Consider the following 26,063-nt stretch of genomic DNA (forward strand, 5'->3'; position numbering starts at 1 on the left):
CGGATCAAGTCCCGGGCGACGATCCGGAGGGATCGTCGTGGCTGACCGTCAACCCGTGCCCGACACCCCCGAGCTGCGCGAGCGCTGGGGATCGTTCGAATTCACGCCCGCTTACAAGGCGAAAGCGGACAAGGCGATTGCGCGCTATCCCGAGGGGCGGCAGCGCTCTGCGGTGATGCCGCTGCTCGACCTGGCGCAACGCCAAGTCGGTGAAGAGACGGATACGCAGGGCTGGCTGCCGCTGCCGGTGATCGAATATGTCGCGCGCTATCTCGACATGCCGGTGATCCGCGTGCTCGAGGTCGCCACGTTCTATTTCATGTACAACCTCAAGCCGGTGGGCAAATATCACGTCCAGGTCTGCGGCACGACGCCGTGCATGCTGCGCGGTTCCGACGGGTTGTTCGAGACTTGCAAGAAGCGCGGCATGAAGAAAGGCGCCGTGTCGGAAGACGGCCTGTGGACTCTCACCGAAGTCGAATGCATGGGCAATTGTGCGACCGCGCCGATGGTCCAGATCAACGACGACAATTACGAGGATCTGACGCCGGAGCGGCTCGACGCCATTCTCGACGCGCTGGCCGCGGGCGAGCAGCCCAAGACCGGGACGCAGGAGCCCGGCCGCCATACCAGCGAGCCTTTGGGTGGGCCGACCACGCTGAAGGACATGGTCGAGGCCAACCACGATTACCGGGGCGAATGGTAATGGACATCGTCGCCATCATCGTCGCGCTGATCCTGGTGTTCATCGCGTGGAAGGTCCTCGTCGGCCTGGTCAAGTTCGGCGCGATCGCGCTGATCGTCGTCGCGGCGGCGTGGTTCGTTTCGCAGGGAGGGTTCGCGTGAGTCTCGCTGACAAGGATCGCATCTTCACGAACCTTTACGGCTTCCAGGACTGGGGCCTGAAGGCGGCGCAGGCGCGCGGCGACTGGGACGACACGAAGGCCCTGATCGCGCGCGGGCAGGATTCGATTGTCGAGGAAATCAAGGCTTCCGGGCTGCGCGGCCGCGGCGGCGCCGGGTTCCCGACCGGCCTCAAGTGGTCGTTCATGCCCAAGGAAAGCAAGGACGGACGGCCGAGCTTCCTGGTCATCAACGCCGACGAATCCGAGCCGGGGTCGTGCAAGGACCGCGAGATCATCCGCCACGATCCGCACAAGCTGATCGAGGGCGCGCTCTGCGCCGGCTTCGCGATGCGCGCGCGCGCGGCCTATATCTACATTCGCGGCGAGTTCATCCGCGAGGCGGAGACGCTGCAGGCGGCGATCGACGAGGCATACGACGCCGGGCTGATCGGCAAGAACGCCAGCGGGTCTGGATACGATTTCGACGTGTTCATGCACCGCGGCGCGGGCGCCTATATCTGCGGCGAAGAAACCGCGATGATCGAAAGCCTCGAAGGCAAGAAGGGGCAGCCGCGGCTCAAGCCGCCGTTCCCGGCCGGGGCGGGGCTCTACGGCTGCCCGACGACGGTGAACAACGTGGAGAGCATCGCGGTCGTCCCCACGATCCTGCGCCGCGGCGCAAGCTGGTTCTCGGGCTTCGGGCGCGAGAACAACGCGGGCACCAAGCTGTTCCAGATTTCCGGCCATGTCGAGAAGCCCTGCGTGGTCGAGGAAGCGATGAGCATCCCGTTCCGTGAGCTGATCGAGAAGCATTGCGGCGGCATTCGCGGCGGGTGGGACAACCTGCTGGCCGTCATCCCCGGCGGCTCGTCGGTGCCGCTGGTGCCGGCCGAGCAGATCATGGATGCGCCGATGGACTTCGACGGGCTGAAGGAACTCGGCTCCGGCCTCGGCACCGCGGGCGTGATCGTGATGGACAAGTCCACCGACGTGGTCCGCGCGATCAGCCGCATCAGCTATTTCTACAAGCACGAAAGCTGCGGCCAGTGCACCCCGTGCCGCGAGGGCACCGGGTGGATGTGGCGCGTGATGGAGCGCCTGCGCACCGGCGATGCGGCGATCGAGGAAATCGACATGCTGCACCAGGTGACCAAGCAGGTCGAAGGCCACACGATCTGTGCGCTGGGCGACGCGGCGGCCTGGCCGATCCAGGGCCTCATCCGCCACTTCCGCCCCGAGCTGGAGCGGCGGATCGAGGAACACAACGCGAAGTTCGCGGAGGCCGCGGAATGAACGCATTCACCTTCAATCGTCACCCTGAACTTGTTTCAGGGTCCATCTCTCCATCCGCGCCGTCAGGTCAGGCGGCGGGATGGATGCTGAAACAAGTTCAGCATGACGGAGTGTGTCATGCCTAAAGTCACCGTAGACGGTCAGGAAATCGAGGTTCCCGACGGCGCGACCGTGTTGCAGGCGTGCGAGCTGGCGGGGAAGGAGATTCCGCGTTTCTGCTATCACGAACGCCTCAGCATCGCGGGCAACTGCCGCATGTGCCTGGTCGAGGTGAAGCCGGGGCCGCCCAAGCCGCAGGCGAGCTGCGCGCTCCCGGCCACCGACGGGCAGGAGATCCGCACCGACAGCCAGATGGTCAAGACCGCGCGCGAAGGCGTGATGGAGTTCCTGCTCATCAACCACCCGCTCGACTGCCCGATCTGCGACCAGGGCGGCGAGTGCGACTTGCAGGATCAGGCGGTCGCCTACGGCCGCGGCGGCTCGCGCTATCACGAGAACAAGCGCGCGGTGACCGAGAAATACATGGGCCCGCTGATCAAGACGATCATGACCCGCTGCATCCACTGCACCCGCTGCGTGCGCTTTTCCGAAGAGATCGCGGGCGTGGACGAGATCGGCGCGGTCGGCCGCGGCGAGGACATGCAGATCACGACCTATCTGGAGCAGGCGGTCCAGCACGAGCTGTCGGCCAATGTGATCGACCTGTGCCCGGTCGGCGCGCTGACCAGCCGCCCCTATGCGTTCGAGGCGCGGCCGTGGGAGCTGAAGAAGACGCTGAGCATCGACGTCAGCGACGCGGTCGGCGCGAACATCCGCCTCGACAGCCGGGGCCGCGAGGTCATGCGCGCGCTCCCGCGCAACAACGACGATGTCAACGAGGAATGGCTGTCGGACAAGGGCCGCTATATGGTCGACGGCCTGACCCGCCGCCGGCTGGACAAAGTCTGGATTCGCAAGCGGGGCAAGCTGCAGCAGGCAAGCTGGGAGGAAGCGTTCAAGAAGATCGCCTCCGTCAAGCCCGGTAGCAGCGTCGCCGCTATCGCCGGCGATCTGGTCGACTGCGAGACGATGTTCGCGGCCAAGAAACTGCTCGGCGCGATGGGCTCCACACTGCTCGAAGGGCGGCAGACCGGAATGGACTATCCGGCCGACAACCTGGCCGCGGTGGCGTTCAATTCGACCTTCGCCGGGATCGAGACGGCCGATGCGATCCTGATCGTCGGCAGCCACGTCCGCTGGGAAGCGGCGCTGGTCAATGTCCGCCTGCGCAAGGCGGCACAGCGGGGCGCCAGGGTCTTCGTGGTCGGCCCGCAGTGGGAGACGACTTACCCGGCCGAATTTCTCGGCGACGATGCCGGCGTGCTGCACGACCTGCCGGCGCATGTCGCCGAGGCCTTCGACAAGGCCGAACGACCGGCGGTGATCGTTGGCGCGGGCGGCCTTGCCGCAGGGGCCTTCCACGCAGCACTCGGCCTGGCGCAGGGCTGGCAGCGGGAAGGGTGGAACGGCTTCAACGTGCTCCACACCGCGGCCGCGCGGATGGGCGGGCTGATGCTGGGATATGCGCAGAAGGGCGGGATCGCCGATATCGCGAAGGCGCAGCCGAAGGTCGTCCTCGCGCTGGGTGCGGACGAGGTCGACTGGTCGGCCTTCGACCAGAGCCTCAAGGTCTATATCGGCCACCACGGCGACAAGGGCGCGCATGCGGCGGACATCGTCCTGCCCGCGGCGAGCTATGCCGAAAAGGACGGGACTTACGTCAATACCGAAGGCCGCGTGCAATTTGCCGAGAAAGCGGTCTTCGCGCCGGGCGACGCGCGCGAGGACTGGACGATCCTGCGCGCGCTGGCAGATAGCGTGGGGGTCGAGGTCGGCTTCGACAGCTTCGCCGAATTGCAGGCGGCGATGATCGCCGAAGTGCCCGCGCTGGGCGAGGAAGGCCTGGCCGACCTGGGCGCGCTGCCGAAGGCGAAGGCGGTTAAAGCCAAGGGGCGGATTTCCTACCCGGTCAAGGACTTCTACCTCACCAACCCGATCGCCCGCGCCAGCGCGGTGATGCAGGAATGCTCGGCCGAACTGCTCCACGGTGAGGAAATCCTGGAGGCGGCGGAATGATGGGGGCTAACCGGATGCTCCCCCGCTGGGGGAGCTGGCAGCGCGTAGCGCTGACTGAGGGGGTTTTCCAGGTGCGCACCCCCTCCACCACGACGCTTCGCGTCGCGGTTCCCCTCCCCCAGGGGGGGAGGATCGGGCGACTTTGTTCGCATTTTGTTCTTGACTTTTGCAACCTATTTGGTTATATTTCCAGATCGGTTATCGGGAGTCGCTGGCAATGACCGCGTTTTTCCAATCGCTCGGCATGAGCTACGAGTGGGCGTGGTTCGTCGCCACGGTCTCCGGCATCCTGCTGATCGCGCTGCCGCTGATGCTGGCCGTCGCGATGATCATCTACGTCGACCGCAAGGTCTGGGCCGCGATCGCGCTGCGCCGCGGGCCCAACGTGGTCGGCCCGTTCGGCCTGCTGCAAAGCTTTGCCGACGGGCTCAAGGTCTTCCTCCAGGAAACGATCGTCCCCTCGGCCGCGAACAAGGGTCTGTTCCTGATCGCGCCGATCGTGACGTTCACTGTCGCGCTGCTCGCCTGGGCGGTGATCCCGTTCGGGCCCGACGCCGTGCTGGCCGATATCAACATCGGCCTGCTCTACGTGCTCGGGATCAGCTCGCTCGGCGTGTACGGCGTCGTCGTCTCGGGCTGGGCTTCGAACTCGAAGTATCCGTTCTTCTCCGCCATGCGTGCCGCCGCGCAGATGATCAGTTACGAAGTCTCGATCGGCTTCATCCTCGTTTGCGTCATCATGTGGGCCGGTACGAGCAACATGAACGGCATTATCGAGGCGCAGCGCGGCCACGGGCTGGGACTGGTCAACGGGTTCTTCTTCAACCCGCTGCTGTTCCCGATCTGGATCATGTTCCTGATTTCGGCACTGGCCGAGACGGCGCGCGCGCCGTTCGACCTGACCGAGGCGGAAAGCGAACTGGTTGCCGGCTATCAGACCGAATATTCTTCGATGAGCTTCGCGCTCTTCTGGCTGGGCGAATATGCCAACGTCCTGCTGATGTGCGCGCTCAACGCGATCCTGTTCTTCGGCGGCTGGCTGCCCCCGCTGAACGTGGACCTGATCCCGTGGTTCGACATCCCGGGCTGGATCTGGCTCTTTGCCAAGATCTTCCTGTTCTTCTTCATCTTCAGCTGGGTGAAGGCCACCGTCCCGCGCTTCCGCTACGACCAGCTCATGCGCCTCGGCTGGAAAGTCTTCCTGCCGCTGAGCCTGGTGTTCGTGGTGCTGGTGAGCGGCTGGCTGATGATCACCCGTTACGGAGTCGCCGCATGAGCGTCGCCCATCTCATCAAGTCGTTCACCCTGTGGGAATTCGTGAAGGCCCATGCCCTCACGCTGAAATACTTCTTCAAGCCCAAGGTGACGATCAACTATCCGTTCGAGAAGAACGCGATCAGCCCGCGTTTCCGCGGCGAGCACGCGCTGCGCCGCTATCCCAACGGGGAAGAGCGCTGCATCGCCTGCAAGCTGTGCGAGGCGGTGTGCCCGGCGCTGGCGATCACGATCGAAAGCGAACCGCGCGACGACGGCAGCCGCCGGACGACGCGTTACGACATCGACATGACGAAGTGCATCTATTGCGGTTTCTGCCAGGAAGCCTGCCCGGTCGATGCGATCGTCGAGGGGCCGAACTTCGAATATGCGACCGAAACGCGCGAAGAACTGCTTTACGACAAGGCGAAACTGCTGGCCAACGGGGACAAGTGGGAGCGGGCGATTGCCGCGAACCTTGAAGCCGATGCGCCGTATAGATAGGGGGCCGCGATGCTGAACGGTTCGAGGGTGAAAGCCCTCCCCCTTGGGGGGAGATGGCAGCGCGAAGCGCTGACGGAGGGGGCCCCCTCCACCACCGCGCTGCGCGCGGCGGTCCCCCTCCCCCGGGGGGGGAGGATTTGGGCATGATCCAGGTTCTCGCGTTCTATCTGTTTGCGTTTCTCGTGATCGCCAGCGGCGTGTTCACGATCATGGCGCGCAATCCCGTGCATTCGGTGCTGTGGCTGATCCTCGCGTTCTTCAACGCGGCGGGCCTGATGGTTATCGTGGGGGCGGAGTTCATCGCCGCGCTGCTGGTGATCGTCTACGTCGGCGCGGTCGCGGTGCTGTTCCTGTTCGTCGTGATGATGCTCGACATCGATTTCGCCGAATTGCGCGCTGGCTTTATCAAGAACTTTCCGCTCGGCATCGCGATCGCGCTGGTTCTTCTGGCCGAGCTGGTCCTGGGCATCGGCGCCTATCGCGCCGGCGCCCTGGAACTGGGCGTGGCCGATGGCAGCGCGGCGCCGATCGTGGATCGCAGCAATATCGAGAACCTGGGGGCAGTGCTTTACGGCAAGTACCTGTTCCTGTTCGAGGTCGCGGGCCTCATCCTGCTGGTGGCGATGGTCGGCGCGATCGTGCTGACCCACCGCGAACGGCCCGAGGGCGCGCGCGGCCATCAGGATATCGGCAAACAGATTCGTCGCCGGCCAGGCGATGCGACAGAGATGAAGAAGCCGGACATCGGCAAGGGGGTCGAGCTGTGATCGGTATCGAACACTACGTCGTGGTCGGCGCGATCCTCTTCGTGCTTGGCGTTCTGGGCATCTTTCTCAATCGCAAGAACGTGATCGTGATCCTGATGGCGATCGAGCTGATCCTGCTCGCGGTGAATATCAACCTCGTCGCGTTCAGCGCCTTCCTGGGCGACATGACGGGGCAGGTCTTCGCGATGTTCGTGCTGACCGTCGCCGCCGGCGAGGCGGCGATCGGGCTCGCGATCCTGGTCGTCTATTTCCGCGGCCGGGGCACGATCGCGGTCGACGACGTCAACCGGATGAAGGGATAAACACCGGTGGAAACGTCGATTCTCCTCATCGTCTTCCTGCCCCTGCTCGCGGCCATCGTCGGCGGGCTGGGCAATCGCGCGCTGGGCAACACGGTGGTGAAATCGCTCACCACCGGGGCGCTGTTCGTTTCCTGTGCGCTGTCGTGGCCGATTTTCCTCGGCTTCGTTGCCGGCAGCGCCGAGGCGCAGGTCGTGCCCGTGCTGCAATGGGTGCAGTCCGGTGCGCTGAGCTTCGACTGGGCGCTGCGGGTCGATACGCTGACGGCGGTGATGCTGGTGGTGATTACTACCGTTTCCGCGCTCGTCCACCTCTACAGCTGGGGCTACATGGCGGAAGACCCGGACCAGCCGCGGTTCTTCGCCTACCTCTCGCTGTTCACGTTCGCCATGCTGATGCTGGTGACGGCCGACAACCTGGTGCAGATGTTCTTCGGCTGGGAAGGGGTGGGCCTCGCCAGCTACCTGCTGATCGGCTTCTGGTTCCGCAAGCCGAGCGCCAACAAGGCGGCGATCAAGGCCTTCGTCGTCAATCGCGTCGGCGATCTCGGCTTCATGCTCGGCATCTTCGGCACTTTCCTGGTGTTCCAGACGACCTCGATCCCCGAAATCTTCGCCGCGGCACCGGGGATGAGCGGCAGCTCGATCGGGTTCCTGGGGATGCGTTTGCAGACGATGGACGTGCTCTGCATCCTCCTGTTCATCGGCGCGATGGGCAAGTCGGCGCAGCTCGGCCTGCACACCTGGCTGCCCGACGCGATGGAAGGGCCGACGCCGGTTTCCGCGCTGATCCACGCCGCGACGATGGTGACCGCGGGCGTGTTCATGGTCTGCCGCCTTTCGCCGATGTTCGAGATGGCGCCGGTCGCGCTGGGCATGGTCACGTTTGTGGGCGCGGCGACGTGTTTCTTCGCCGCCACGATCGGCACGACCCAGTGGGATATCAAGCGGGTCATCGCCTATTCGACCTGTTCGCAGCTCGGCTACATGTTCTTCGCCGCGGGCGTCGGCGCCTATGGCGCGGCGATGTTCCACCTGTTCACGCACGCTTTCTTCAAGGCGCTGCTGTTCCTTGGCGCCGGTTCGGTCATCCATGCGATGCACCACGAACAGGACATGCGCTATTACGGCGCGCTGCGTAAGCATATCCCGCTGACGTTCTGGGCGATGATGGCCGGCACGCTGGCGATTACAGGGGTCGGCATCTACTGGCTGCACGCGGGCTTCGCCGGGTTCCATTCGAAGGATGCCATTCTGGAGGTCGCCTTCGCGCGCGGGACCGAGCTGGGCACGTTCGCTTTCTGGATGGGGGCTGTCGCGGCGCTGCTGACCAGCTTCTATTCCTGGCGGCTCATGTTCCTGACGTTCTGGGGCAAGCCGCGCTGGGCGGGCAGCGAGCATATCCGCCATGCCGTCCACCACGGCCACGACGAGCCGGACGAGGCGAACCCGCCGGCGCAGGAAGATGCGGGCGAAGATGCCGTGCACCACGTTCCCTCGACCGAGGAGAACGACGGCACAGCCGGATACCACCCGCACGAGAGCCCGGTTTCGATGCTCATCCCGCTTGGCGTGCTGACGCTTGGCGCCGTCTTCGCGGGCTGGGTGTTCAGCCACGCGTTCCTGGACGACCCGGCCTTCTGGGGCGGTTCGATCTTCTACAACGAGGCGCTGATCCACGAGATGCACGCCGTGCCGCTGTGGGTGAAGCTGGCAGCAAGCGTGGTCATGCTGCTCGGCCTGTTCGGTGCCTGGCTCGCCTACATCCGCGACACCTCGATCCCCGGCAAGTTCGTCGAGCAGTTCAGCCTCGTGCACAACTTCGTCTACCGGAAATGGTACTTCGACGAGCTTTACGACCTCGTCTTCGTGAAGCCGGCCTTCTGGCTCGGCCGCCAGCTCTGGAAGCGGGGCGACAAGGGCATTATCGACCGCTTCGGGCCCGACGGCGCCGCCTGGGTCGTCGCGCACGGCGCAGTGGCGGCGCGCAAGGTGCAATCCGGATATCTCTATAGCTACGCGCTGATCATGCTTCTCGGCCTGGTCGCCGCGGTCACCTGGGTGCTGATGTAATGGGGGGCTTCCCGATCCTTTCGCTGATGCTGGCGGTGCCGCTGCTGGCGGGAATCGCATGCCTTTTCGTGGAGGCGAAAGCGGCGCGCGCGATCGCGCTCGCCGCCACGCTGATCGACCTGGCGCTGGCCATCGCGCTGTGGGTGAATTTCGATATTGGCGGCGCGCAGTGGCAGTATACCGAACGTTACGCGCTGTTCGCGGGTTTCAATTATGCACTGGGCATAGATGGCATCGCGCTGCTCCTGATCGTGTTGAGCGCGTTCCTGATGCCGATCTGCATCCTCGCCAGTTGGGAATCGATTACCCGGCGCGTGGGTGAATACATGGCGGCGTTCCTGCTGATGGAACTGCTGATGATCGGCGTGTTCGCGGCGCAGGATCTGTTCCTGTTCTACATCTTCTTCGAAGCCGGCCTGATCCCGATGTACCTGATCATCGGCATCTGGGGCGGGCAGGACCGGATCTACGCCAGTTACAAGTTCTTCCTCTACACGCTGCTCGGCTCGGTCCTGATGCTGATTGCGATGCTGTGGATGGTGAACGAGGCGGGGACGACCGACATCCCGACGCTGATGCAATACGACTTCCCGCCGGCGGCGCAGACATGGCTGTGGCTCGCCTTCTTCGCCAGCTTCGCGGTGAAGATGCCGATGTGGCCGGTGCACACCTGGTTGCCCGATGCCCACGTGCAGGCGCCCACGGCCGGCTCGGTCATCCTGGCCGGCGTGCTGCTCAAGATGGGCGGCTATGGCTTCATCCGCTTCAGCCTGCCGATGTTCCCCGAAGCGAGCGCGCAGTTCGTCTGGCTGATCTGGGGCCTGTCGATGGCGGCGGTGGTCATCACCAGCCTGATCGCGCTGGTGCAGCAGGACATGAAGAAGCTGATCGCCTATTCGTCGGTTGCGCACATGGCGATCGTGACGGTCGGGCTGTTCGCCTTCAACGTCCAGGGGCTGGAAGGCGCGATGATCGTCATGCTGAGCCACGGGCTGGTCTCGGGCGCTCTCTTCCTGTGCGTCGGCGTGATCTACGACCGGCTGCACACCCGCGAGATCGACCGCTACGGCGGGCTTTCGATCAACATGCCCAGGTATGCGCTGTTCTTCATGGTGTTCACCATGGCCAGCATCGGCCTGCCCGGCACGAGCGGTTTCGTCGGCGAGTTCCTGAGCCTCGCCGGAATCTATCAGGTTAATTCCTGGGTCGCACTGGTCTGCACCACCGGGATCATCCTTGCGGCGGGTTACATGCTCTATCTCTACTGGCGCATTGCCTTCGGCATTCAGAAGAATGCCGACGCGGCGGCCATGCCCGATCTGAACGCGCGCGAATGGGCCATGCTGGCACCGATCGCGGCGGCGGTCCTGTGGATGGGCGTCTATCCCGAAAGCTTCCTCGCGCCCATGCGCCAGGATATCGCCGCGCTGGATGCGCGCCTGGCGCGTGCAGAGCCCGATAGCGACGCAGACCTGGCCGTCGGCCCGCCGCTTGCCGAGCCCGCGAATGCGGTTGCGGGCGAACATGACGCTGCGGATGGCGAGACGGAGGGAGCGCACTGATGGACCTCAAGTCTTCCCTCGCGCTCATCGCGCCGGAAATCGTGCTGAGCCTGTCGGCGCTGGCGCTGCTGCTCTTTGCCGCGTGGAGCCGCAATTCCGGCCGCCCGGTCGGCATTCTTGCCGCGATCGCGCTGGGCGGGGCGAGTTTCCTCGCCGCGCCGGCTCTTTGCAGCGGTGCCATGGGCGCCGATACGCTTGCCTTCGGCGGGCAGTTCGCGGCCGATGCTTTCGCGTCCTTCGCCAAGATCCTGATCTTCCTGTCCGCGATCGGCTGCCTGATGGTGGCTCCGAAGTTCTTCGACCGCGACGGAGGGCTGCGGCCCGAGTATCCGGTGCTGATGCTGTTGGCCACGCTGGGCATGGCGATCATGGTTTCGGCAACCGATTTCATGACGCTCTATATCGGGCTCGAACTCAACAGCCTTGCCGCCTATGTCCTGGCGTCGTTCATGCGCAGCGACGATCGCTCGGCGGAAGCGGGTCTCAAGTATTTCGTCCTCGGCGCGCTCGCCAGCGGCATCCTGCTCTATGGCGCCAGCCTCGTCTACGGCTTCACCGGCACGACCTCGTTCGAAGGCGTGCGCGCGGCGATGGCCGGCGAATTGTCGATGGGCATGCTGTTCGGGCTGATCTTCGTCCTCGCCGGGCTGGCGTTCAAGATCGCCGCCGTCCCGTTCCACATGTGGACTCCCGACGTCTACGAAGGTGCGCCGACGCCCGTGACGACCTTTTTCGCCACCGCGCCGAAGGTCGCCGCCATAGCGCTGACGGCGCGTGTCGCGCTCGATGCCTTCGGCGGCCAGACCGACGCTTGGCGCCAGATCGTGATCTTCGCCGCGCTCGCCTCGATCGTGGTCGGCGCGCTGGGCGCGATCGGGCAGAGCAATCTCAAGCGGCTGCTGGCCTATTCCTCGATCAACAACGTCGGCTTCATCCTGATCGGCCTTGCCGCGGGCACGGCCGGCGGGGTCTCGGCCATGCTGGTCTATCTCGCGATCTATGTCGCAATGTCGCTGGGCAGCTTCGTCGCGGTGCTCATGCTGCGCAATGCGCAGGGTGAGCAGGTGGAGAACCTGGCCGACATTGCCGGATTGTCCGGCACGCGCCCGCTGCTCGCGCTCTGCCTGGCGATGATGATGTTCAGCCTGGCCGGCATTCCGCCGCTGTTCGGCTTCTGGGGCAAGTTCGTGGTGTTCTGGGCCGCGGTCGAGGCCGATCTCGTGGCACTGGCGGCCATCGGTATCGCGGCCAGCGTGATCGGCGCGTTCTATTACATCAAAGTCGTCAAGGTGATGTATTTCGACGAGCCGGTCGGGGTGGTGACGGGCAGGAGCGACTGGGCCCACTGGCTGATCCTGGGTGTCACCGCCGTGATCGTTTCCCCGCTCGGTTACCTGTTGACCCGCGTGCTGGGCGACTTCGCCGACCGCGCGGCGCAGGCGCTGCTGTTGATCGCTTGATCGAGATCGTCGCCGAAACCGGATCGACCAACGCCGACCTCGCCGCGCGCCTGCGCGGCGGCGAGCGGGTGGCGGAGGGGGACTGGCTGGTCGCGGATCGCCAGGTGGCGGGCCGCGGGCGGCAGGGGCGGCCCTGGTCCGACGGCGCCGGAAACTTCATGGGATCGACCGTGGTCAGGCCGGGGGCGGGCGACCCTCCGGCCCATACCCTGACCCTGGTAACGGCCCTGGCGGCTTACGAAGCGGTTCTGCCGCTCCTCGCCGATCCGCGGGCGCTCGTCATCAAGTGGCCCAACGATCTGCTGCTGCGCGGGGCGAAGCTTTCGGGCATTTTGCTGGAGCGGGCGGGCGATGCGGTCGTCGTCGGCATCGGGATCAACCTGGCGCAAGCGCCCGACCTGCCGGATCGGCCCACCGTGGCGCTGGCGCACCTCGGCCCCGCGCCCGACCGGGATTCGTTTGCCGCAACGCTCGCCGAAACGTTCGACCGCGAGCTGGAACGCTGGCGCAGCTTCGGCGTGGAGCCGCTGATCCGCCGATGGCTGGCGGCCGCCCATCCGGTGGAGACGCCGCTGCGCGTGCACGATGCGGACGGGGCGGCGATTTCGGGCCGGTTTGCCGGGCTGGCGCCCGATGCCTCGCTGCTCCTGCGCTTGGAAGACGGGACGACCCGTGCCATCCATGCAGGCGACGTCACGCTCGGTTGAAGGAAAACGGTCATGCTGCTCGCCGTCGATGTCGGAAACACCAACGTGGTCTTCGCCCTGTTCGCCATGGCGGACGAGGGGGGGCGCGAGATCCGGGCGCGCTGGCGGATCGCCACCGATGCGCGCCGCACCGGCGACGAATACGCGGTCTGGCTGCTCCAGCTGATGAAGATCGAAGGGATCGCGCGCGATGCGATCACGCAGATCATCTTCGGCTCGGTCGTTCCGCGCGCGGTGCACAACCTGACCGTGCTGGCGGAGAAATATTTCGGCCTGACGCCGTTGATCGCGGGGGAAGGGGCGGCCGGCTGGGGCATGGCGATCGATGTCGACGAACCTCGCTCGCTCGGCGCCGACCGGGCGCTCAACGCCATTGCGGCCCATGCGCGCTATTCGGGCGATCTGATCGTGGTCGATTTCGGCACTGCGACGACCTTCGACGCCGTCGATTTCAACGGCGCCTACAAGGGCGGGATCATCGCACCGGGGATCAACCTTTCGCTCGATGCCCTGGTCGGCAACACCGCGAAGCTGCCGCGCATCGCGATCGAGGCGCCGCGCGGGGCGAGCGTGATCGGCACCAATACCGAAGACCAGATGCTGATCGGGGTTTTCTGGGGCTACGTTTCCATGATGGAGGGCCTTATCGCCCGAATGCGCGAAGAGATCGGCCGGCCCGCGAAAGTCGTCGCCACCGGCGGCCTGGCGATCCTGTTCGACGAGCACACCGAAATCTTCGACGCGGTCGATGCCGACCTGACGCTGGAAGGGCTTGCCCTGCTGGCCGAGAGGGCATCGGCATGAGGAAGGATTTCACTCCCGAAAATGAACTGCTGTTCCTCGCGCTCGGCGGTTCGGGAGAGATCGGCATGAACGTCAACCTCTACGGGTGCGACGGCAAGTGGCTGATGGTCGATCTCGGCATGACCTTCTCGGGCGGCGAATACCCCGGGGTCGACCTGGTGTTCGCCGATCTCGAATTCATCGAGGAGCGGGCGAAGGATCTGGTCGGTATCGTCCTGACCCACGCGCACGAGGACCATATCGGCGCGGTGCCCTACTTCGCGGACGAACTGGGCGTGCCGCTCTACGCCACGCCGTTCACGGCCGATCTGGTGCGGCGCAAGCTGGACGAGGCGGGGCTGACGCGAGAGGTCAAGCTCAACGTTGTCGACAACACCGATCGGTTCCGGCTGGGGCCGTTCGGCATCTCCTATGTGCCGCTCGCGCATTCGATCGCCGAAGGCCACGCGCTGCTGGTCGACACCCCTTACGGCCGGGTGTTCCACACCGGCGACTGGAAGCTGGACGAAGACCCGATCGTGGGCGTTCCCACGACCGAGGAAGAGCTGATCGCCATCGGCGACGAGGGCGTGCTCGCCCTGGTGTGCGATTCGACCAATGTTTTCAATCCCAACCCGAGCGGTTCGGAAGGGGCGGTCTATGCCGGCCTGATGGACGAGGTGAAGCGCCACGCGGGGCGGCGCGTGCTGGTGACCACTTTCGCCTCCAACGTCGCGCGCCTGCATACGCTGGGCGAAGTGGCCAAGGCGACCGGCCGCCAGCTATGCGTCGCCGGGCGCTCGCTGGACCGGATCATCGAAGTCGCGCAGGACAACGGCTATCTGGAAGATCTGCCCGCTCTGGTCGATTTCGACACCGCCATGCGTTTGCCGCGGGGCGAAGTGCTGATCGTCGCGACCGGCGGGCAGGGCGAACCGCGCGCTGCACTCGCTCGGATTGCAGAGGGCAATCACCCGATCGAGCTGGTTGCAGGCGACGTGATCCTGTTTTCCAGCCGCCAGATCCCGGGCAACGAGATTGCCATCGGCCGGCTGCAAAATCAGTTGGCCGAGCGCGGCATCGTGATGGTGACCGACCGGCAGAGCGAGATCCACGTCTCGGGCCACCCCGGCCGGCCGGAGCTGGAGGCGCTCTACGGCTGGCTGCGGCCGCAGATGCTCGTCCCGGTGCACGGCGAAATGCGCCATATACAGGAACAGGCTCGGCTCGGCCTCGCCCACGGCATCCCCCGCGCCATTGCGCAGAAGAACGGCGACATGGTGCGTCTGGCGCCGGGCGAGCCGGGCAAGATTGCCGAAGTGCACGCCGGCCGCCTCGTGCTCGATGGCGACATTATCGCCCCGGCGAACGGCGAGGGGATCGTCATGCGGCGGCGCATTGCGGCGGAAGGCGCGCTGGTGGTGATTCTGGGGCCGAAGCGGGAGGACGTGACGCTCGAATCCTTCGGCCTCCCGCTGGAGGAGGATATGGACGAGTTTCTTCTGGAAGCCAGAAGCGATGTCCTGGACGCAATCGCCAAGTTGCGGGGCAAGGCGCGCCGCGATCGCGACGAAGTTTTCGAAGCCGCGCGCCTCGCCGCGCGTCGTGCGGCCCGCCGCTGGTCGGGCAAGAGCCCGCAGGTCAAGGTCGTGCTGGTGGGGGGCTGATGCGATGCAATGGACCTCGTTCCTTGCAATCTACCTGCTCGTATGGGTGCTCAGCGCCTTCGTGATGCTGCCCTGGGGCATTCGCACGCACGACGAACTGGGGCTCGACAAAGTCCCGGGCCAGGCCGACAGCGCCCCCGGCAATTTCCGTCCATGGCGGGTCGTGGTGCGAGCGACGATACTGGCGGCGGTTCTGACCGGCCTCTTCGCGCTCAATTACCAATATGGCTGGATCGGGGTTTCCGACCTCGACGTGACGCGGCTAGCCTCTTAGCCGCTTGATCGCCTGGGCCAGCGCGACGTAGAGCTTGCCCATGTCGGAGCTGAGCAGCGTCACGCCCAGCGCATTGCCGTCGCGGGTTGAAAGCATGGTGCGCAACATGCCTTCGAAATCGGCGACGTAGCGGTTCACGTTCTCGCGAAACTCCGGTTCGCTTTCGTAAAGGCCAGCGACCGAGCGCGCTTCGGCATTGTCGAGCAGCCGCACCGCGCGCCGCGTGAAGATGCCGCGATCGCCGCGCAGATACGAAGCCCAGGCGGTGTCGCTCACTTCGCTGGAGAGCGCCTTGGTGATGTCGATCGCGTTGGAATTGAGGCTTTCGGTGATCAGCGCCATCCTGCGGGCGAAATCGTTGTCCACCTGCTCTTCGGCCCGTTCGCGCGCACGGGCGACGCGGGTTTCCAGATTGCCTGCCAGCTCGTCCACTTTGGCCAGCTGATCCCGCAGCTGAACCGCTGCCTGCCGGCTGGAATCCGATGCTTTCGACGCCGCTTTCTCGAGCTGGCCGATCGATTGTTCGGCCTTCTCCCGGATCACCGCATCGAGGGCTCGCGAGGTTTCGTCGCCGATCCGTTCGGCCAGTTCGCGAATGCTCTCGCCGGCATCTTCGCCGATGGCAGCGCGGGCCGACCGCGCCGCCATTTCCAGCGTTTCGATCGCTTCGCGAAGGTCGTCCTGCGCCTTTCCGGCCACGGCTGCGCCCTCTTCGCCCAGGCTCGCGATCGTATCGCGCAGCCGCGCGATCTGGTCGGCGTAAGTTTCGTTCGCCTGCGCGAAGCGTTCATGCAGCGCGTCGATATCGGCTATCGTCTCACGGCCCGTATCTTGCGCACCGGCCACATATTCGGAAAGCCTGGCTCCGGTGAGGCTCGCTTCCTCGACCGTATCCTTCAGCGCCGTGGCCCGCTCTTCCACGAGAGCAAGGCGCGCTTCGGCCTCGCCGATCGCGGCCGGCAGGTCCTCGGCCGAATGCTGGCTGCTCGCCCGAAGCAGCTCGAGCAGCCGGACGCTCGCTTCGGTCAGGCCGGCCACGGCCTCGTCGGTTCCGGCGAGCGACGCACGGCTGGCAACGAGCTTGGCTTCCAGCCGCTCGAGGCTGCCGGTCAGGGCTTCCTCGGTCTCGCCTCCATGGCGCGCTATCGCTTCGGCCTCGTCGCGCAATTGCGCGATCCTTGCGGTGATCGCTTCGCCCTTGCCGGCCAGTTCGTCCACTTGCGCAATGTGCGCCTCGCGCCGTTCGGCGATAGCGGTGTCGATCTCGGCCAGCCGCGCGGCGAAGGCTTCGGCGATTTCGCCTTGCGCAGCGTCCAGCGCGGCATGGCGTTCCGCCATGCGTTCCGCGAGCTGACGGTCGCGTTCCTCGATCCCGCGGTCGACCGTCTCGGCGTCGGACTTCAGTGCCTGCAGCTTGCGATTGGCAGCGGCGAGGGCATTTGCATCTATGCCCTTGATCGTGTCGATCGCTTCCGCGAGCCGGGCCTGCATCGCCTCGATCTGCGCGTTCCAGCTCTCGAGCGCGGTTTGCTCGCCCTCGCGCAGCGCATTGCCGATCGTTTTCGCCTCGTCGCGCAGGCCGCCCAGGCGCGCGCGCAGGGAAACGAGGGCTTCCTCCTCCTCCGTCGCGAGCGCCTCGTGCGCCGTGCGCAGCTCTTCCGACAGCGCGTCCGCCCGCCGGCGGAGCGCGGCGAGCGTTTCGATCTCCCGCGCTTCGAGATCGACGCGGAATGCTTCGCTCTTCTCGCGCAGGGCGGAAAGCCGCTCGGCAGTCGCGTGGTCCAGCTGCTCGCCATGCTCTTCGAACAGGCGAAGCGCCTCGTCGATGCGGCTCCGCAGCGAATCGACCCGCCGTTCGCTTGCCTGGCCGAAGTCGTCGAGACGCTCGAACCCGGCGACCAGCTCGTCAACGTGGTCCCGCGCGATGCGCCCGGCATTGCCGATCTGGCTGGAAACGTCGCGCGCGGAATTCGCGATGACCGGGAGATCGTCGCGCAGCTTGTTCATGTTGTCGAGCGCGGTCGTGCTGACGCTCGCCAGCGCATCGACCTGCTGCCCGTTGTCCCGAACCAGGCCCTGCAGGCGATCGGCATGGGTGGAAAGACGTTCGGTGGCGACGCGCCCGAGCGATTCCAGCTCGCGCGACTGCGAGGCAAGAAATTCGCGGGCCAGGCTCAGCTCGCGGTTGACCGTCGCCAGCCGGGCTTCGAGCATTTGCGATTCATGCGAAAGCAGTTGCGCGACTTCGCCGAAACGGCGCGCCTCGCGGCGGCTGTTGCGGGTGGCAAGCAGCCACAGGACCGCCACGAGGGCGACCGGGGTGGCCCACTGGCTGATCCAGCCGATCCACTGGCCCGGGCCCGCGCCGTCCAGCATCGGGCCCCGATATGTCCAGACAAAGAATGCCGTCCAGGCGAGGAATGCAAGGACGGCCAGGGCAGGCACCAGCCAGCCACGTTTCGGCGCCCGATCGCCATCCGCTTCCGTGAAACCGTTTGCGTCGTCGTCGCCGGCTTCTGCGGCAGCGGGTTCGATCGCCGCAGGGTCCGCGAAGGCGTTTTCGCCGTTCGCCGGCGCGTCGACCGGTGTGTCGGAACCAATGGCCCTGATATGGGATCCCCCGTTCATTGGGCGGACGCTATCACGAAACTTTCCTTCTGAAACCCTGTTTTAACCTATTTTACGATAGGTTGAGCCCGATGGTCCATGAAAACGGCACCCTCGATGCCACACTGGCGGCCGCGGCGGGGGACGATCCCGCGCTGCTCGCGGAACTGCGGGCGGCCTTTGTCGAAAGTCTCGAACGTCAGATCGACCTGCTGGGGCGGGCCCGGTGCGACGGCAATTGGGAAGTGGCCGCGCTGCGCCTGAAAGGGCTCGCCGCAAGCTTCCACGCCGGGCCCTTGCTCCGGCTCGCCGAAGATGCGATCGCGGCTGCACCCGGCGACCCGGTAATCCTCCGAAAGCTGAGGGACTTTACCAGGTCCTTTTCCGCCGGATCGGGCTGATCGCTTGGCAGGTGCGCCCGGCGCGCCTAAATTCGCGTGTTTTCACGCGGGAGACGCCAATTGCGGGTCGCGATCCTTTCGGCAATCCATCCGACCGGAGACGACGGCGAGGGGCCGGTTCGCGGCCACCTGACCGTCGCCGGCCGCAGCGCCGCTGCGTTCCAGCTCGATCTTGCCCTGCGGCTGGGCTGCGAGCGGATCGTCTGTTTCGCCGAAGGGCTGGACGAAGCGGTTCTGCCCCTGCTGCATCATGCGGAGCAGGCCGGGGCAAGTTTCCATGCCCTGGGCAGCGCGCGGGCGCTGTCGGGCCTGGTGAAGGCGCAGGACGATCTCTTCGTGTTTGCCGAAGGCGTCGTGCCCGATCCCCTGGCGGCGGGCGAATTGCTCGCCGAACGGCCGGGGATCGTCACCCTGCCGGCCGAGGCGGGGCTGGAGGCAGGGTTCGAACGGATCGATCGCGATCACGCCTGGGCCGGCCTGGCGCGCCTGCCCGGTTCCGCGGTCGAGCGCCTGGCCGAAATGCCCATCGACGTCGACGCCGTTCCGGCGCTGCTGCGCGTGGGGCTGCAATCCGGCATGCGGCTGGTGCCCCTGCCGCGCGCGTCGCTGGTGGAGCGCCGCTGGACGCTGCTGCGCGACGAGCGGGACGCGCAGTCTTTCGAGGCGGCATGGCTCCACCGGCGGATCGTGCCGACATCGTTCGCGGCGCCCGCTTACGCGACAGCCGACCGGATATCGCTGGCATTCGCCCCGCGGTTCCTTGCCCGCCGCGGCCGCGCGCTGCTTCCCTTTGCCGGCGGATTCCTCGGCCTGGGGGGAGCGCTGCTCGCGGCGCATGGGCAGATGGCCGCGGTCGCTTTCGGGCTGCTCGCCGTGGGCGCGTTCCTCTTGCGAATGGGCCTGACCCTCGGCGCCCTGTTGCGCGACGAGCCGATGCGCGGATGGTCTGGTCGCCTGCTGCGCGCCGTGCCGGGGCTGGCCGTCGATGCGGCGATACTCGCCGTGGTCGCGCTGGTCGCGCCGTCCGCCGCGCTGGCCGCATGGGTGTTCGCCGGCCTTGTCGCCTTGCTCGCTCTGCGCGCGACGCAGAGGGCGGGCGCCGGCGTGGCTTCGGTCGTCGCCACCGACCGGGCGGCGCTCGCGGCCCTGCTGGTCCCCTGCGCCGCGACCGGCCAGCTTCTTCCGGCGATCCAGGCGATCGCCCTGATCGGCCTTGTCTTTCTTGCCAGCAATTGCCGGGCGTCGACGGATAACGCCGATTTAACTATGTCGCGCTAGGGCCGGCGGATGAGCGATTCCGGCATGAACCACAAGTCGCAGACGCCGATCGAGGCCGTCCTGAGCGGCGAACTGGCGCGGGGCGACGTCGTGCTTGGCACGGCCGGCCCGATGCTGGGCATGTTGCTCGCCAATTACGGCAATGCCCTGTTCAGCGACGAGGTCGTGGCCCAGGTTCGCGGCATGGGCGCCCATGTCGCCCGGCAACTGCTGTTCGCCCAGGCGAGCGCAGCCGGGATGGCGGACCCGCCGGCCTTTGCCGGCCCCCGGTGCGACGATCTGGCGGAGCGCATTCTGCGCGACCCGCGCTTTCTCGGGCATTGCCATGCCCTTGCTCTCGAATACCGGCTCGCCGTCCGGCTCGAGGCGCGCAGTTCGATCGACCCGGTTCTTTCGCCTGCGCTGCAGACGCTGATCGCATCCCCGGACGGCGAGACCGCGCGGCTGGCGATGCAGCTGCTTTCCGCGCAGGCGCGCTTCGTTCAGCAGCAGCGCCGCATGGAGCTGCCGCTCGACGAATTGCCGGGCCGATTGTTCGAGGATGCGCTTGCCGCCTGGCGCGCATCGGCGAGCGGCACCGACGGCCATGCCGTGGACCAGGCCGACCGGCACCTGCGCGAGGCGCACGCCGCGCAGGCGTGCCGCCTGTCGCTGCTTGCCCGGGTCGCGGCGCTGGCCGATGCGTCCGACGAGCAGTCGCTGTCGATCGAACACCTCGGCGTGGCGATCTTCTTGTCCTCGCTGGCCGCAGCCGCGGGGCAGGGGCGCGACCTGATGGCCCTCGCCACCGATGAAAGCCAGGTCGGCCGACTGGCGCTGGCCCTGCGCGCCGCGGGTGCCGGGCCCGACCGGATCGCCGAGCAATTCGTGCTGATCCACCCGGAAATCGCTTTGCCCGATGCTTTCGATACTTTGCGGGCGGATCGCGCGGCGGCCATTCTGGCCACGTCCGGGCGCAAGGAGCTGGGCTGAAGCCATGAACGCGCAATCTTCCGGTTTTCTTGCCCGCGGACGGGTCGATGCCGACGACCGCCTGATCGAGGCCGACGAACCCATCGCCGGCCTTCAGCGCCAATGCGGCGGCGAGATCCCCGGGCCGCTGGCGATCCCTGCCTTGCGCAACGCGATCGGCCGGGCGCGCATGGCGGGCAGGCGCTTCGGCACCGGGTTCGAGGCGCAGGGCGACGACGAAATCGTCCGGGCGCGGGTCGAAATCTTTCCCCATACCGATCGCGGCGGCGAATGCTCGATCGGCGTTACCGACTGGCAGGTCTCGCCCGTGCCGGGGGAAAGCGACGCCCAGGCCGCGACGCGCCGTCTGGAAATCGAGCGCAATGTCGCGGAGCTGTGGGCGCGCCTCGATTCGGCGCAATGCGTTCTCGCGGTGGAAACGCAGGCGCCCGATCTCGAGCCGCTGGGCCGGCGTATGCGCGAACGGCTGGGATATCCCTGGACCGACTTCGTCGAATTGCCCGGCACGGTACACCGGCAACCGCTGCACTGGCGCCTGCTCGACGACACCCGGGTCCGGGTGCCGGAATCGCAGCGCGAATGGAAAGTCGTGCTGGCGCCGCTCGGCCCGCAGGACCGGGGGAGCCGCGGTTTCGACTTGTTCCTGGTCGCGGATTCGGCCCCTGTCCCGGGCCGGCCCGAAAGCGGCGCGGAACCGGCCGCCCCCCCGGTGACCCGCAGGATCGGGCAGGAACTGTCGCCCGTCCTGCGCCAGCCGATCGCTCGCATCATTGCCAATGCGGAAACGATCCGCACCCGTCTGGCCGGGCCTCTGGCGGAAGAATACAGCAACTATGCGGCGGACATTGCCGCGGCAGGGCAGCATCTGCTGGCGCTGATCGACGACCTGTCCGATCTCGAAGTCGTGGAATCGGAAGATTTCGCCACGGCGCCGGACCGGATCGATCTGGGCGACGTCGCCCGGCGCGCGGCGGGCATTCTCGCGGTTCGGGCCAGGGAACGGCACATCGAACTGGTCGCCCCGGAAGAAGGGCAATCGGTCCCGGCGATCGCGGAGTTCCGCCGGGTCCTGCAGATATTGCTCAACCTTCTGGGCAATGCGATCCGCTACGCGCCCGAAGGTTCGACCGTGCGGCTGAAGCTTTCGGCCAGGAAAGGGCGCGCGCGCGTCAGCGTGATCGACCAGGGGGCGGGCCTGTCAGCGGAGCAGCAGGCGCGCGTGTTCGAGAAGTTCGAACGCCTGGGCCGCAGCGGCGACGGCGGTTCGGGGCTGGGCCTTTACATTTCCCGCCGGCTGGCCCGCGCGATGGGGGGCGATCTTTCGGTCAAGAGCAAGCCGGGCCAGGGCGCGAGCTTCCGCCTCGACCTCCCCCTCGATCGCGCGAAAAGCGAGACGTCATCCGGCTAACGCCCTCCGAGTCCCCGCGAAGGCGGGGACCTCAGGCCATCGGCGCTGCGTTTGAAACTTCCCGAGCCCCAGCGCAGGCTGGGGCCTCAGGCCACTGGCGTGTCGCCTGTTAGCACGAGGTCCCAGCCTTCGCTGGGACTCGGAAAGGGGGCCGGGTTATGGCGAAAATGGCTTGACAATTGTAACCCATTGGGTTATAGGAGCCCAGCCAGCACACTCTGGCACACAGCGACGGGGGCGGAGCGTGTACGCGTCACGTAAGTCCGCTTCGTCCAGACGGCCGGTGCCTCGGGGGGCTAGTGACCTTCAGAGAAAGCCCCCTTTGCCGGTATGCGAGGAGTTTTCGGGGGACCTGTCCCTTCCCGCCCTGCGGTGGGCCTCAACGCCGCAGAGCCAGGGACACCCCCCGACGGATACGGTGCCGGCGAGCCCTGGCCGTATCTCGCCTCGCAGCCCTCAGGGCCGAGCGGAAGGTTGCCGTAACCCCTTTCGCCGTTCGCAACGATGTTACCAAGGCAACCCTGTGACGCCCAGGTGGCAATCCTGTGATGCCCAGGCGGCACCGGCCGATTCCGTCCGCTTGCCTGTATGCCCTGGCGTAAGGTCCGCACTCGCCAGCGGATGGTGGGGTGTGTCAGTCTGCCTTTCCGTTTCTCTCCCCTCCGTTTCCCCCTTCACCGATCCCCAGCGCAGGCTGGGGTCTCGTGCTAACAGGCGACCCGCCAGCGGCCTGAGACCCCAGCCTGCGCTGGGGATCGGGGAGGCATCAGACGACACGCCAGCGGCCTGAGGCCCCTGCCTTCGCAGGGGCTCGGGAGGGGGCGTTCGCGGGGAACGAGGCGCCGCGCAAAGCGCCTCTAGCGGCGCCGGCTGGCGAGCCAGAACAGCAGCGCGCCCGCGAGGAAGGCGAGAGCGCCGTTGATCGCCCATTGCCGCTCGGCCAGCATGAAGCTTTCCGCCGGCCACATGACGAGGCCGAGCCCCTGAAGCGTCCACAGGCCGCCGGCAAGCATCAGGGCAACGCCGGCAACCTGCAGGACGAACTTCATCTCAGCGCTTGTCTATCGGAACGTAATCGCGCTCGGTCGGGCCGGTGTAGAGCTGGCGCGGGCGGCCGATGACCTGGCCGGGATCCGAGATCATCTCGTTCCACTGCGCGACCCAGCCGACCGTGCGGGCGAGCGCGAAGAGCGCGGTGAACATCGTGGTCGGGAAACCGATCGCCGAAAGAATGATGCCCGAATAGAAATCGACGTTCGGAAACAGCTTCTTTTCCTTGAAGTAATCGTCGTTGAGCGCGATTTCCTCCAGCCGCAGCGCGGTTTCGAACACGGGGTCGGAGACCTTGAGCGCGTCGAACACCTCGCGCACCGTCTTCTGCATGACAGTCGCGCGCGGGTCGTAGTTCTTGTAGACGCGGTGGCCGAAGCCCATCAGGCGGAACGGATCGTTCTTGTCCTTCGCGCGCTCGATATAATGCGGGATGCGATCGGGCGTGCCGATTTCCTTCAGCATGTTCAGCGCCGCCTCGTTCGCGCCCCCGTGCGCCGGGCCCCAGAGGCAGGCGATGCCCGCCGCGATGCAGGCGAAGGGGTTGGCGCCCGACGAGCCGGCGAGGCGCACGGTCGAGGTCGAGGCGTTCTGTTCGTGGTCGGCGTGGAGGATGAAGATCCGGTCCATCGCCTTTTCCACCGCGGGGTGAAGCTCGTATTCCTCCGCCGGCACGCCGAAGGTCATGCGCATGAAATTGCCGGTGTAGCTGAGCGAGTTGTCGGGATAGAGGAACGGCTGCCCGATCGAATACTTGTAAGCCATCGCCGCGATCGTCGGCATCTTGGCGATCAGGCGGTGGCTCGAAATCTTGCGATGTTCGGGATCGGAGATGTCGGTGCTGTCGTGGTAGAACGCCGACAGCGCCCCGACCACGCCGCACATGATCGCCATCGGATGCGCATCGCGGCGGAAACCGCGATAGAATGTCGCCAGCTGCTCGTGCAGCATCGTGTGCCGGGTGATCGTGTAGTCGAAATCGTCCAGTTCCTGCTGCGTCGGCAGTTCGCCGTTGAGCAGCAGATAGGCGACTTCCATGAAGCTCGATTGTTCGGCCAGTTGCCCGATCGGATAGCCGCGATGGAGGAGGACGCCTTCCTCGCCGTCGATATAGGTCAGCGCGCTTTCGCAACTGGCGGTGGACTTGTAGCCGGGATCGAACGTGAACGCGCCGGTGCTGCCATAGAGCTTGCGGATATCGATCACGTCGGGACCGACGCTGCCCTCGAGAACCGGAAAGTCGTAACTCTTGCCCCCGAAATCGAGTTTCGCCTGCTTGTCCGCCAAATTCGTTCTCCTTCTCGCTATCTTATCGTTCGGCTGCCGGAGCGGCCTGCGCGTCCAGCCGCGCGAGAGCCTCTTCCCGTCCGAGCAGGACCAGCACATCGAAAATTCCGGGTGACGTCGTCGTCCCCGTCAACGCCGCGCGCATCGGTTGCGCGAGCTTGCCGAGACCCAGTTCGAGCTCCTCGGCGAGTGATTTCGTAGTGGCTTCGAGAGCCTCGATTGTCCAGTTATTTTCGGCTCGCAGCCGGTCGCTCACCCGACGCAAAATTGCGCGCGCATCGCCTTCGAGCAGCGATGCGGCCTTGTCGGTCAGCGAAAGGGGGCGGGTCTTGAACAAGAAGGCCGCCCCTTCGGCCAGCGCGTCGAGATCGCGCGCGCGGGTCTTGAGCACCGGCATGGCGCGCGCCAGCAGCGCCTCGTCGGTCGGCAGGTCGATCCGTTCGGCCACCAGCCGCGCCAGGCGCGCATCGTCGGCCGCGCGGATATAGTGGCCGTTGAGGTTCTGCAGCTTCTTCAGGTCGAAGCGCGAAGGGCTCTTGCCCACGCCGTCCAGGTCGAACAGCGCGATCGCCTCTTCCCGGTCGATCTCTTCCCGGTCGCCGTGGCCCCAGCCGAGCCGCAGGAGATAGTTGAACAGCGCTTCGGGCAGAATGCCGAACTCGTCGCGGTAGGTTTCCGCGCCCAGCGCGCCGTGCCGCTTCGACAGCTTGGCTCCGTCGCTGCCGTGGATCAGCGGGATGTGCGCATAAACCGGCTCCGGCCAGCCCATCGCGCGATAGATCGGCAGCTGGCGGAAGGCGTTGTTGAGATGATCGTCGCCGCGAATGACGTGGGTGACGCCCATGTCGTGATCGTCCACCACCACCGCCAGCATGTAAGTCGGGCTGCCGTCGGCGCGCAGCAGGACATAGTCGTCCAGTTCGGCATTGCGCACGGTCACACGGCCCTGAACCCGGTCGTCGATCGCGGTTTCGCCGTCCTGCGGCGTTTTCAGGCGGACCACGAAAGGCGCGCCGGTCGGGGCATCGGCCGGATCGCGGTCGCGCCAGCGCCCGTCGTAGCGCAGCGGCTGCTTCGCCGCGCGCTGGGCGGCGCGCATGTCCTCCAGCTCTTCGGGCGTGGCGTAGCACTTGTAGGCATAGCCGGCGGCGAGCAGCTGCTCGGCCACCTCGACATGGCGGGCGCCGCGTTCGGACTGGAACACGACATCCCCGTCCCAATCGAGCCCGAGCCAGGCGAGCCCGTCCAGAATCGCGTCAATCGCCTCGGGCGTGGAGCGCTTGCGATCGGTATCCTCGATCCGCAGCAGCGCCCTGCCGCCGTGGTGGCGGGCATAGAGCCAGTTGAACAGCGCGGTGCGCGCACCGCCGATATGAAGGAATCCGGTCGGCGAAGGGGCGAAGCGCGTCACGACCTGTCCGCTATCGCTTGCCATATCCGACCTGTTCCTTTCCTAT

General features: G+C 66.3%; 23 protein-coding genes. 19 read left to right on the plus strand and 4 right to left on the minus strand.

All coding sequences use genetic code 11. The features are described 5' to 3' along the window. Positions 1 to 37: 37 nt before the first annotated feature. The 15 genes from nuoE to V5F89_RS08795 all read left to right on the plus strand — a co-directional run bounded on the left by nuoE (position 38) and on the right by V5F89_RS08795 (position 15,603). Positions 38 to 706 (plus strand): NADH-quinone oxidoreductase subunit NuoE, encoded by a 669-nt coding sequence (gene nuoE / locus V5F89_RS08725; protein WP_338445270.1) that lies wholly within the window; start codon positions 38 to 40, stop codon positions 704 to 706. Beyond that, positions 706 to 846, plus strand: a complete 141-nt coding sequence (locus V5F89_RS08730) for a hypothetical protein (protein WP_338445271.1) — start codon at positions 706 to 708, stop codon at positions 844 to 846. The genes nuoE and V5F89_RS08730 overlap by 1 nt, the downstream gene beginning before the upstream one ends. After that, positions 843 to 2,138, plus strand: coding sequence for an NADH-quinone oxidoreductase subunit NuoF (nuoF, locus tag V5F89_RS08735; protein WP_338445272.1), 1,296 nt, complete (start codon positions 843 to 845; stop codon positions 2,136 to 2,138). The genes V5F89_RS08730 and nuoF overlap by 4 nt, the downstream gene beginning before the upstream one ends. A gap of 117 nt (positions 2,139 to 2,255) precedes the next feature. Continuing rightward, a complete protein-coding gene (gene nuoG / locus V5F89_RS08740) occupies positions 2,256 to 4,253 on the plus strand; it encodes an NADH-quinone oxidoreductase subunit NuoG (protein ID WP_338445273.1) in 1,998 nt (665 codons plus the stop codon). A 217-nt stretch (positions 4,254 to 4,470) separates the two neighbouring features. Beyond that, entirely contained in the window at positions 4,471 to 5,529 is a 1,059-nt protein-coding gene (nuoH, locus tag V5F89_RS08745) for an NADH-quinone oxidoreductase subunit NuoH (RefSeq protein WP_338445274.1), read from the plus strand. Continuing rightward, positions 5,526 to 6,011 (plus strand): NADH-quinone oxidoreductase subunit NuoI, encoded by a 486-nt coding sequence (gene nuoI, locus V5F89_RS08750; RefSeq protein ID WP_338445275.1) that lies wholly within the window; start codon positions 5,526 to 5,528, stop codon positions 6,009 to 6,011. The genes nuoH and nuoI overlap by 4 nt, the downstream gene beginning before the upstream one ends. A gap of 143 nt (positions 6,012 to 6,154) precedes the next feature. Further along, on the plus strand, positions 6,155 to 6,778 hold the full coding sequence (locus tag V5F89_RS08755; RefSeq protein WP_338445276.1) for an NADH-quinone oxidoreductase subunit J: 624 nt from the start codon (positions 6,155 to 6,157) through the stop codon (positions 6,776 to 6,778). After that, positions 6,775 to 7,080: an NADH-quinone oxidoreductase subunit NuoK gene (gene nuoK / locus V5F89_RS08760; RefSeq protein WP_338445277.1), complete on the plus strand. Its 306-nt coding sequence runs from the start codon at positions 6,775 to 6,777 to the stop codon at positions 7,078 to 7,080. The genes V5F89_RS08755 and nuoK overlap by 4 nt, the downstream gene beginning before the upstream one ends. 6 nt (positions 7,081 to 7,086) lie before the next feature. Beyond that, the gene (gene nuoL, locus V5F89_RS08765) at positions 7,087 to 9,150 is read left to right on the plus strand and encodes an NADH-quinone oxidoreductase subunit L (protein ID WP_338445278.1); all 2,064 of its coding nucleotides are present in this window, start codon (positions 7,087 to 7,089) and stop codon (positions 9,148 to 9,150) included. Beyond that, complete coding sequence (locus V5F89_RS08770; protein ID WP_338445279.1) at positions 9,150 to 10,712, plus strand: NADH-quinone oxidoreductase subunit M; 1,563 nt, start codon at positions 9,150 to 9,152, stop codon at positions 10,710 to 10,712. Before nuoL ends, V5F89_RS08770 begins: the two co-directional genes overlap by 1 nt. After that, positions 10,712 to 12,172 carry an NADH-quinone oxidoreductase subunit NuoN gene (gene nuoN / locus V5F89_RS08775; RefSeq protein WP_338445280.1) on the plus strand — a complete coding sequence of 487 codons (1,461 nt, stop codon included), beginning with the start codon at positions 10,712 to 10,714 and terminating at the stop codon, positions 12,170 to 12,172. The genes V5F89_RS08770 and nuoN overlap by 1 nt, the downstream gene beginning before the upstream one ends. Further along, positions 12,169 to 12,879 (plus strand): biotin--[acetyl-CoA-carboxylase] ligase, encoded by a 711-nt coding sequence (locus tag V5F89_RS08780; RefSeq protein ID WP_338445281.1) that lies wholly within the window; start codon positions 12,169 to 12,171, stop codon positions 12,877 to 12,879. The genes nuoN and V5F89_RS08780 overlap by 4 nt, the downstream gene beginning before the upstream one ends. Before the next feature lie 12 nt (positions 12,880 to 12,891). Beyond that, entirely contained in the window at positions 12,892 to 13,683 is a 792-nt protein-coding gene (locus tag V5F89_RS08785; protein WP_338445282.1) for a type III pantothenate kinase, read from the plus strand. Beyond that, positions 13,680 to 15,329: a ribonuclease J gene (locus V5F89_RS08790; RefSeq protein WP_338445283.1), complete on the plus strand. Its 1,650-nt coding sequence runs from the start codon at positions 13,680 to 13,682 to the stop codon at positions 15,327 to 15,329. Before V5F89_RS08785 ends, V5F89_RS08790 begins: the two co-directional genes overlap by 4 nt. A 4-nt stretch (positions 15,330 to 15,333) precedes the next feature. Further along, positions 15,334 to 15,603: a DUF1467 family protein gene (locus V5F89_RS08795; protein ID WP_338445284.1), complete on the plus strand. Its 270-nt coding sequence runs from the start codon at positions 15,334 to 15,336 to the stop codon at positions 15,601 to 15,603. On the opposite strand, the gene V5F89_RS08800 is transcribed toward V5F89_RS08795, so the two are convergent. Continuing rightward, positions 15,592 to 18,231, minus strand: a complete 2,640-nt coding sequence (locus V5F89_RS08800; protein WP_338445285.1) for an ATPase — start codon at positions 18,229 to 18,231, stop codon at positions 15,592 to 15,594. The genes V5F89_RS08795 and V5F89_RS08800 overlap by 12 nt on opposite strands. A gap of 71 nt (positions 18,232 to 18,302) precedes the next feature. On the opposite strand from V5F89_RS08800, the gene V5F89_RS08805 reads away from it, so the two are divergent. Genes V5F89_RS08805 through V5F89_RS08820 form a run of 4 tightly spaced genes read left to right on the plus strand, consistent with a single transcriptional unit; the run spans position 18,303 to position 22,269 of the window. Next, complete coding sequence (locus V5F89_RS08805; RefSeq protein WP_338445286.1) at positions 18,303 to 18,611, plus strand: Hpt domain-containing protein; 309 nt, start codon at positions 18,303 to 18,305, stop codon at positions 18,609 to 18,611. Positions 18,612 to 18,671: 60 nt separating this feature from the next. Then, positions 18,672 to 19,889 carry a hypothetical protein gene (locus V5F89_RS08810; RefSeq protein ID WP_338445287.1) on the plus strand — a complete coding sequence of 406 codons (1,218 nt, stop codon included), beginning with the start codon at positions 18,672 to 18,674 and terminating at the stop codon, positions 19,887 to 19,889. Positions 19,890 to 19,898: 9 nt separating this feature from the next. After that, positions 19,899 to 20,861 carry a hypothetical protein gene (locus V5F89_RS08815; RefSeq protein WP_338445288.1) on the plus strand — a complete coding sequence of 321 codons (963 nt, stop codon included), beginning with the start codon at positions 19,899 to 19,901 and terminating at the stop codon, positions 20,859 to 20,861. Positions 20,862 to 20,865: 4 nt separating this feature from the next. Then, a complete protein-coding gene (locus tag V5F89_RS08820) occupies positions 20,866 to 22,269 on the plus strand; it encodes a HAMP domain-containing sensor histidine kinase (RefSeq protein ID WP_338445289.1) in 1,404 nt (467 codons plus the stop codon). Between the two features lie 857 nt (positions 22,270 to 23,126). Here V5F89_RS08820 and V5F89_RS08825 read toward each other — a convergent pair. Genes V5F89_RS08825 through gltX form a run of 3 tightly spaced genes read right to left on the minus strand, consistent with a single transcriptional unit; the run spans position 23,127 to position 26,041 of the window. Then, positions 23,127 to 23,318, minus strand: a complete 192-nt coding sequence (locus tag V5F89_RS08825) for a hypothetical protein (RefSeq protein WP_338445290.1) — start codon at positions 23,316 to 23,318, stop codon at positions 23,127 to 23,129. 1 nt (position 23,319) lies between these two features. Further along, complete coding sequence (locus tag V5F89_RS08830) at positions 23,320 to 24,606, minus strand: citrate synthase (RefSeq protein WP_338445291.1); 1,287 nt, start codon at positions 24,604 to 24,606, stop codon at positions 23,320 to 23,322. A 22-nt stretch (positions 24,607 to 24,628) separates the two neighbouring features. Continuing rightward, positions 24,629 to 26,041, minus strand: coding sequence for a glutamate--tRNA ligase (gene gltX, locus V5F89_RS08835; protein WP_338445292.1), 1,413 nt, complete (start codon positions 26,039 to 26,041; stop codon positions 24,629 to 24,631). Positions 26,042 to 26,063 lie beyond the last annotated feature (22 nt).

The sequence above is a fragment of the Pelagerythrobacter marensis genome (assembly GCF_036700095.1).
Classification (GTDB): Bacteria; Pseudomonadota; Alphaproteobacteria; order Sphingomonadales; family Sphingomonadaceae; genus Pelagerythrobacter; species Pelagerythrobacter marensis_A.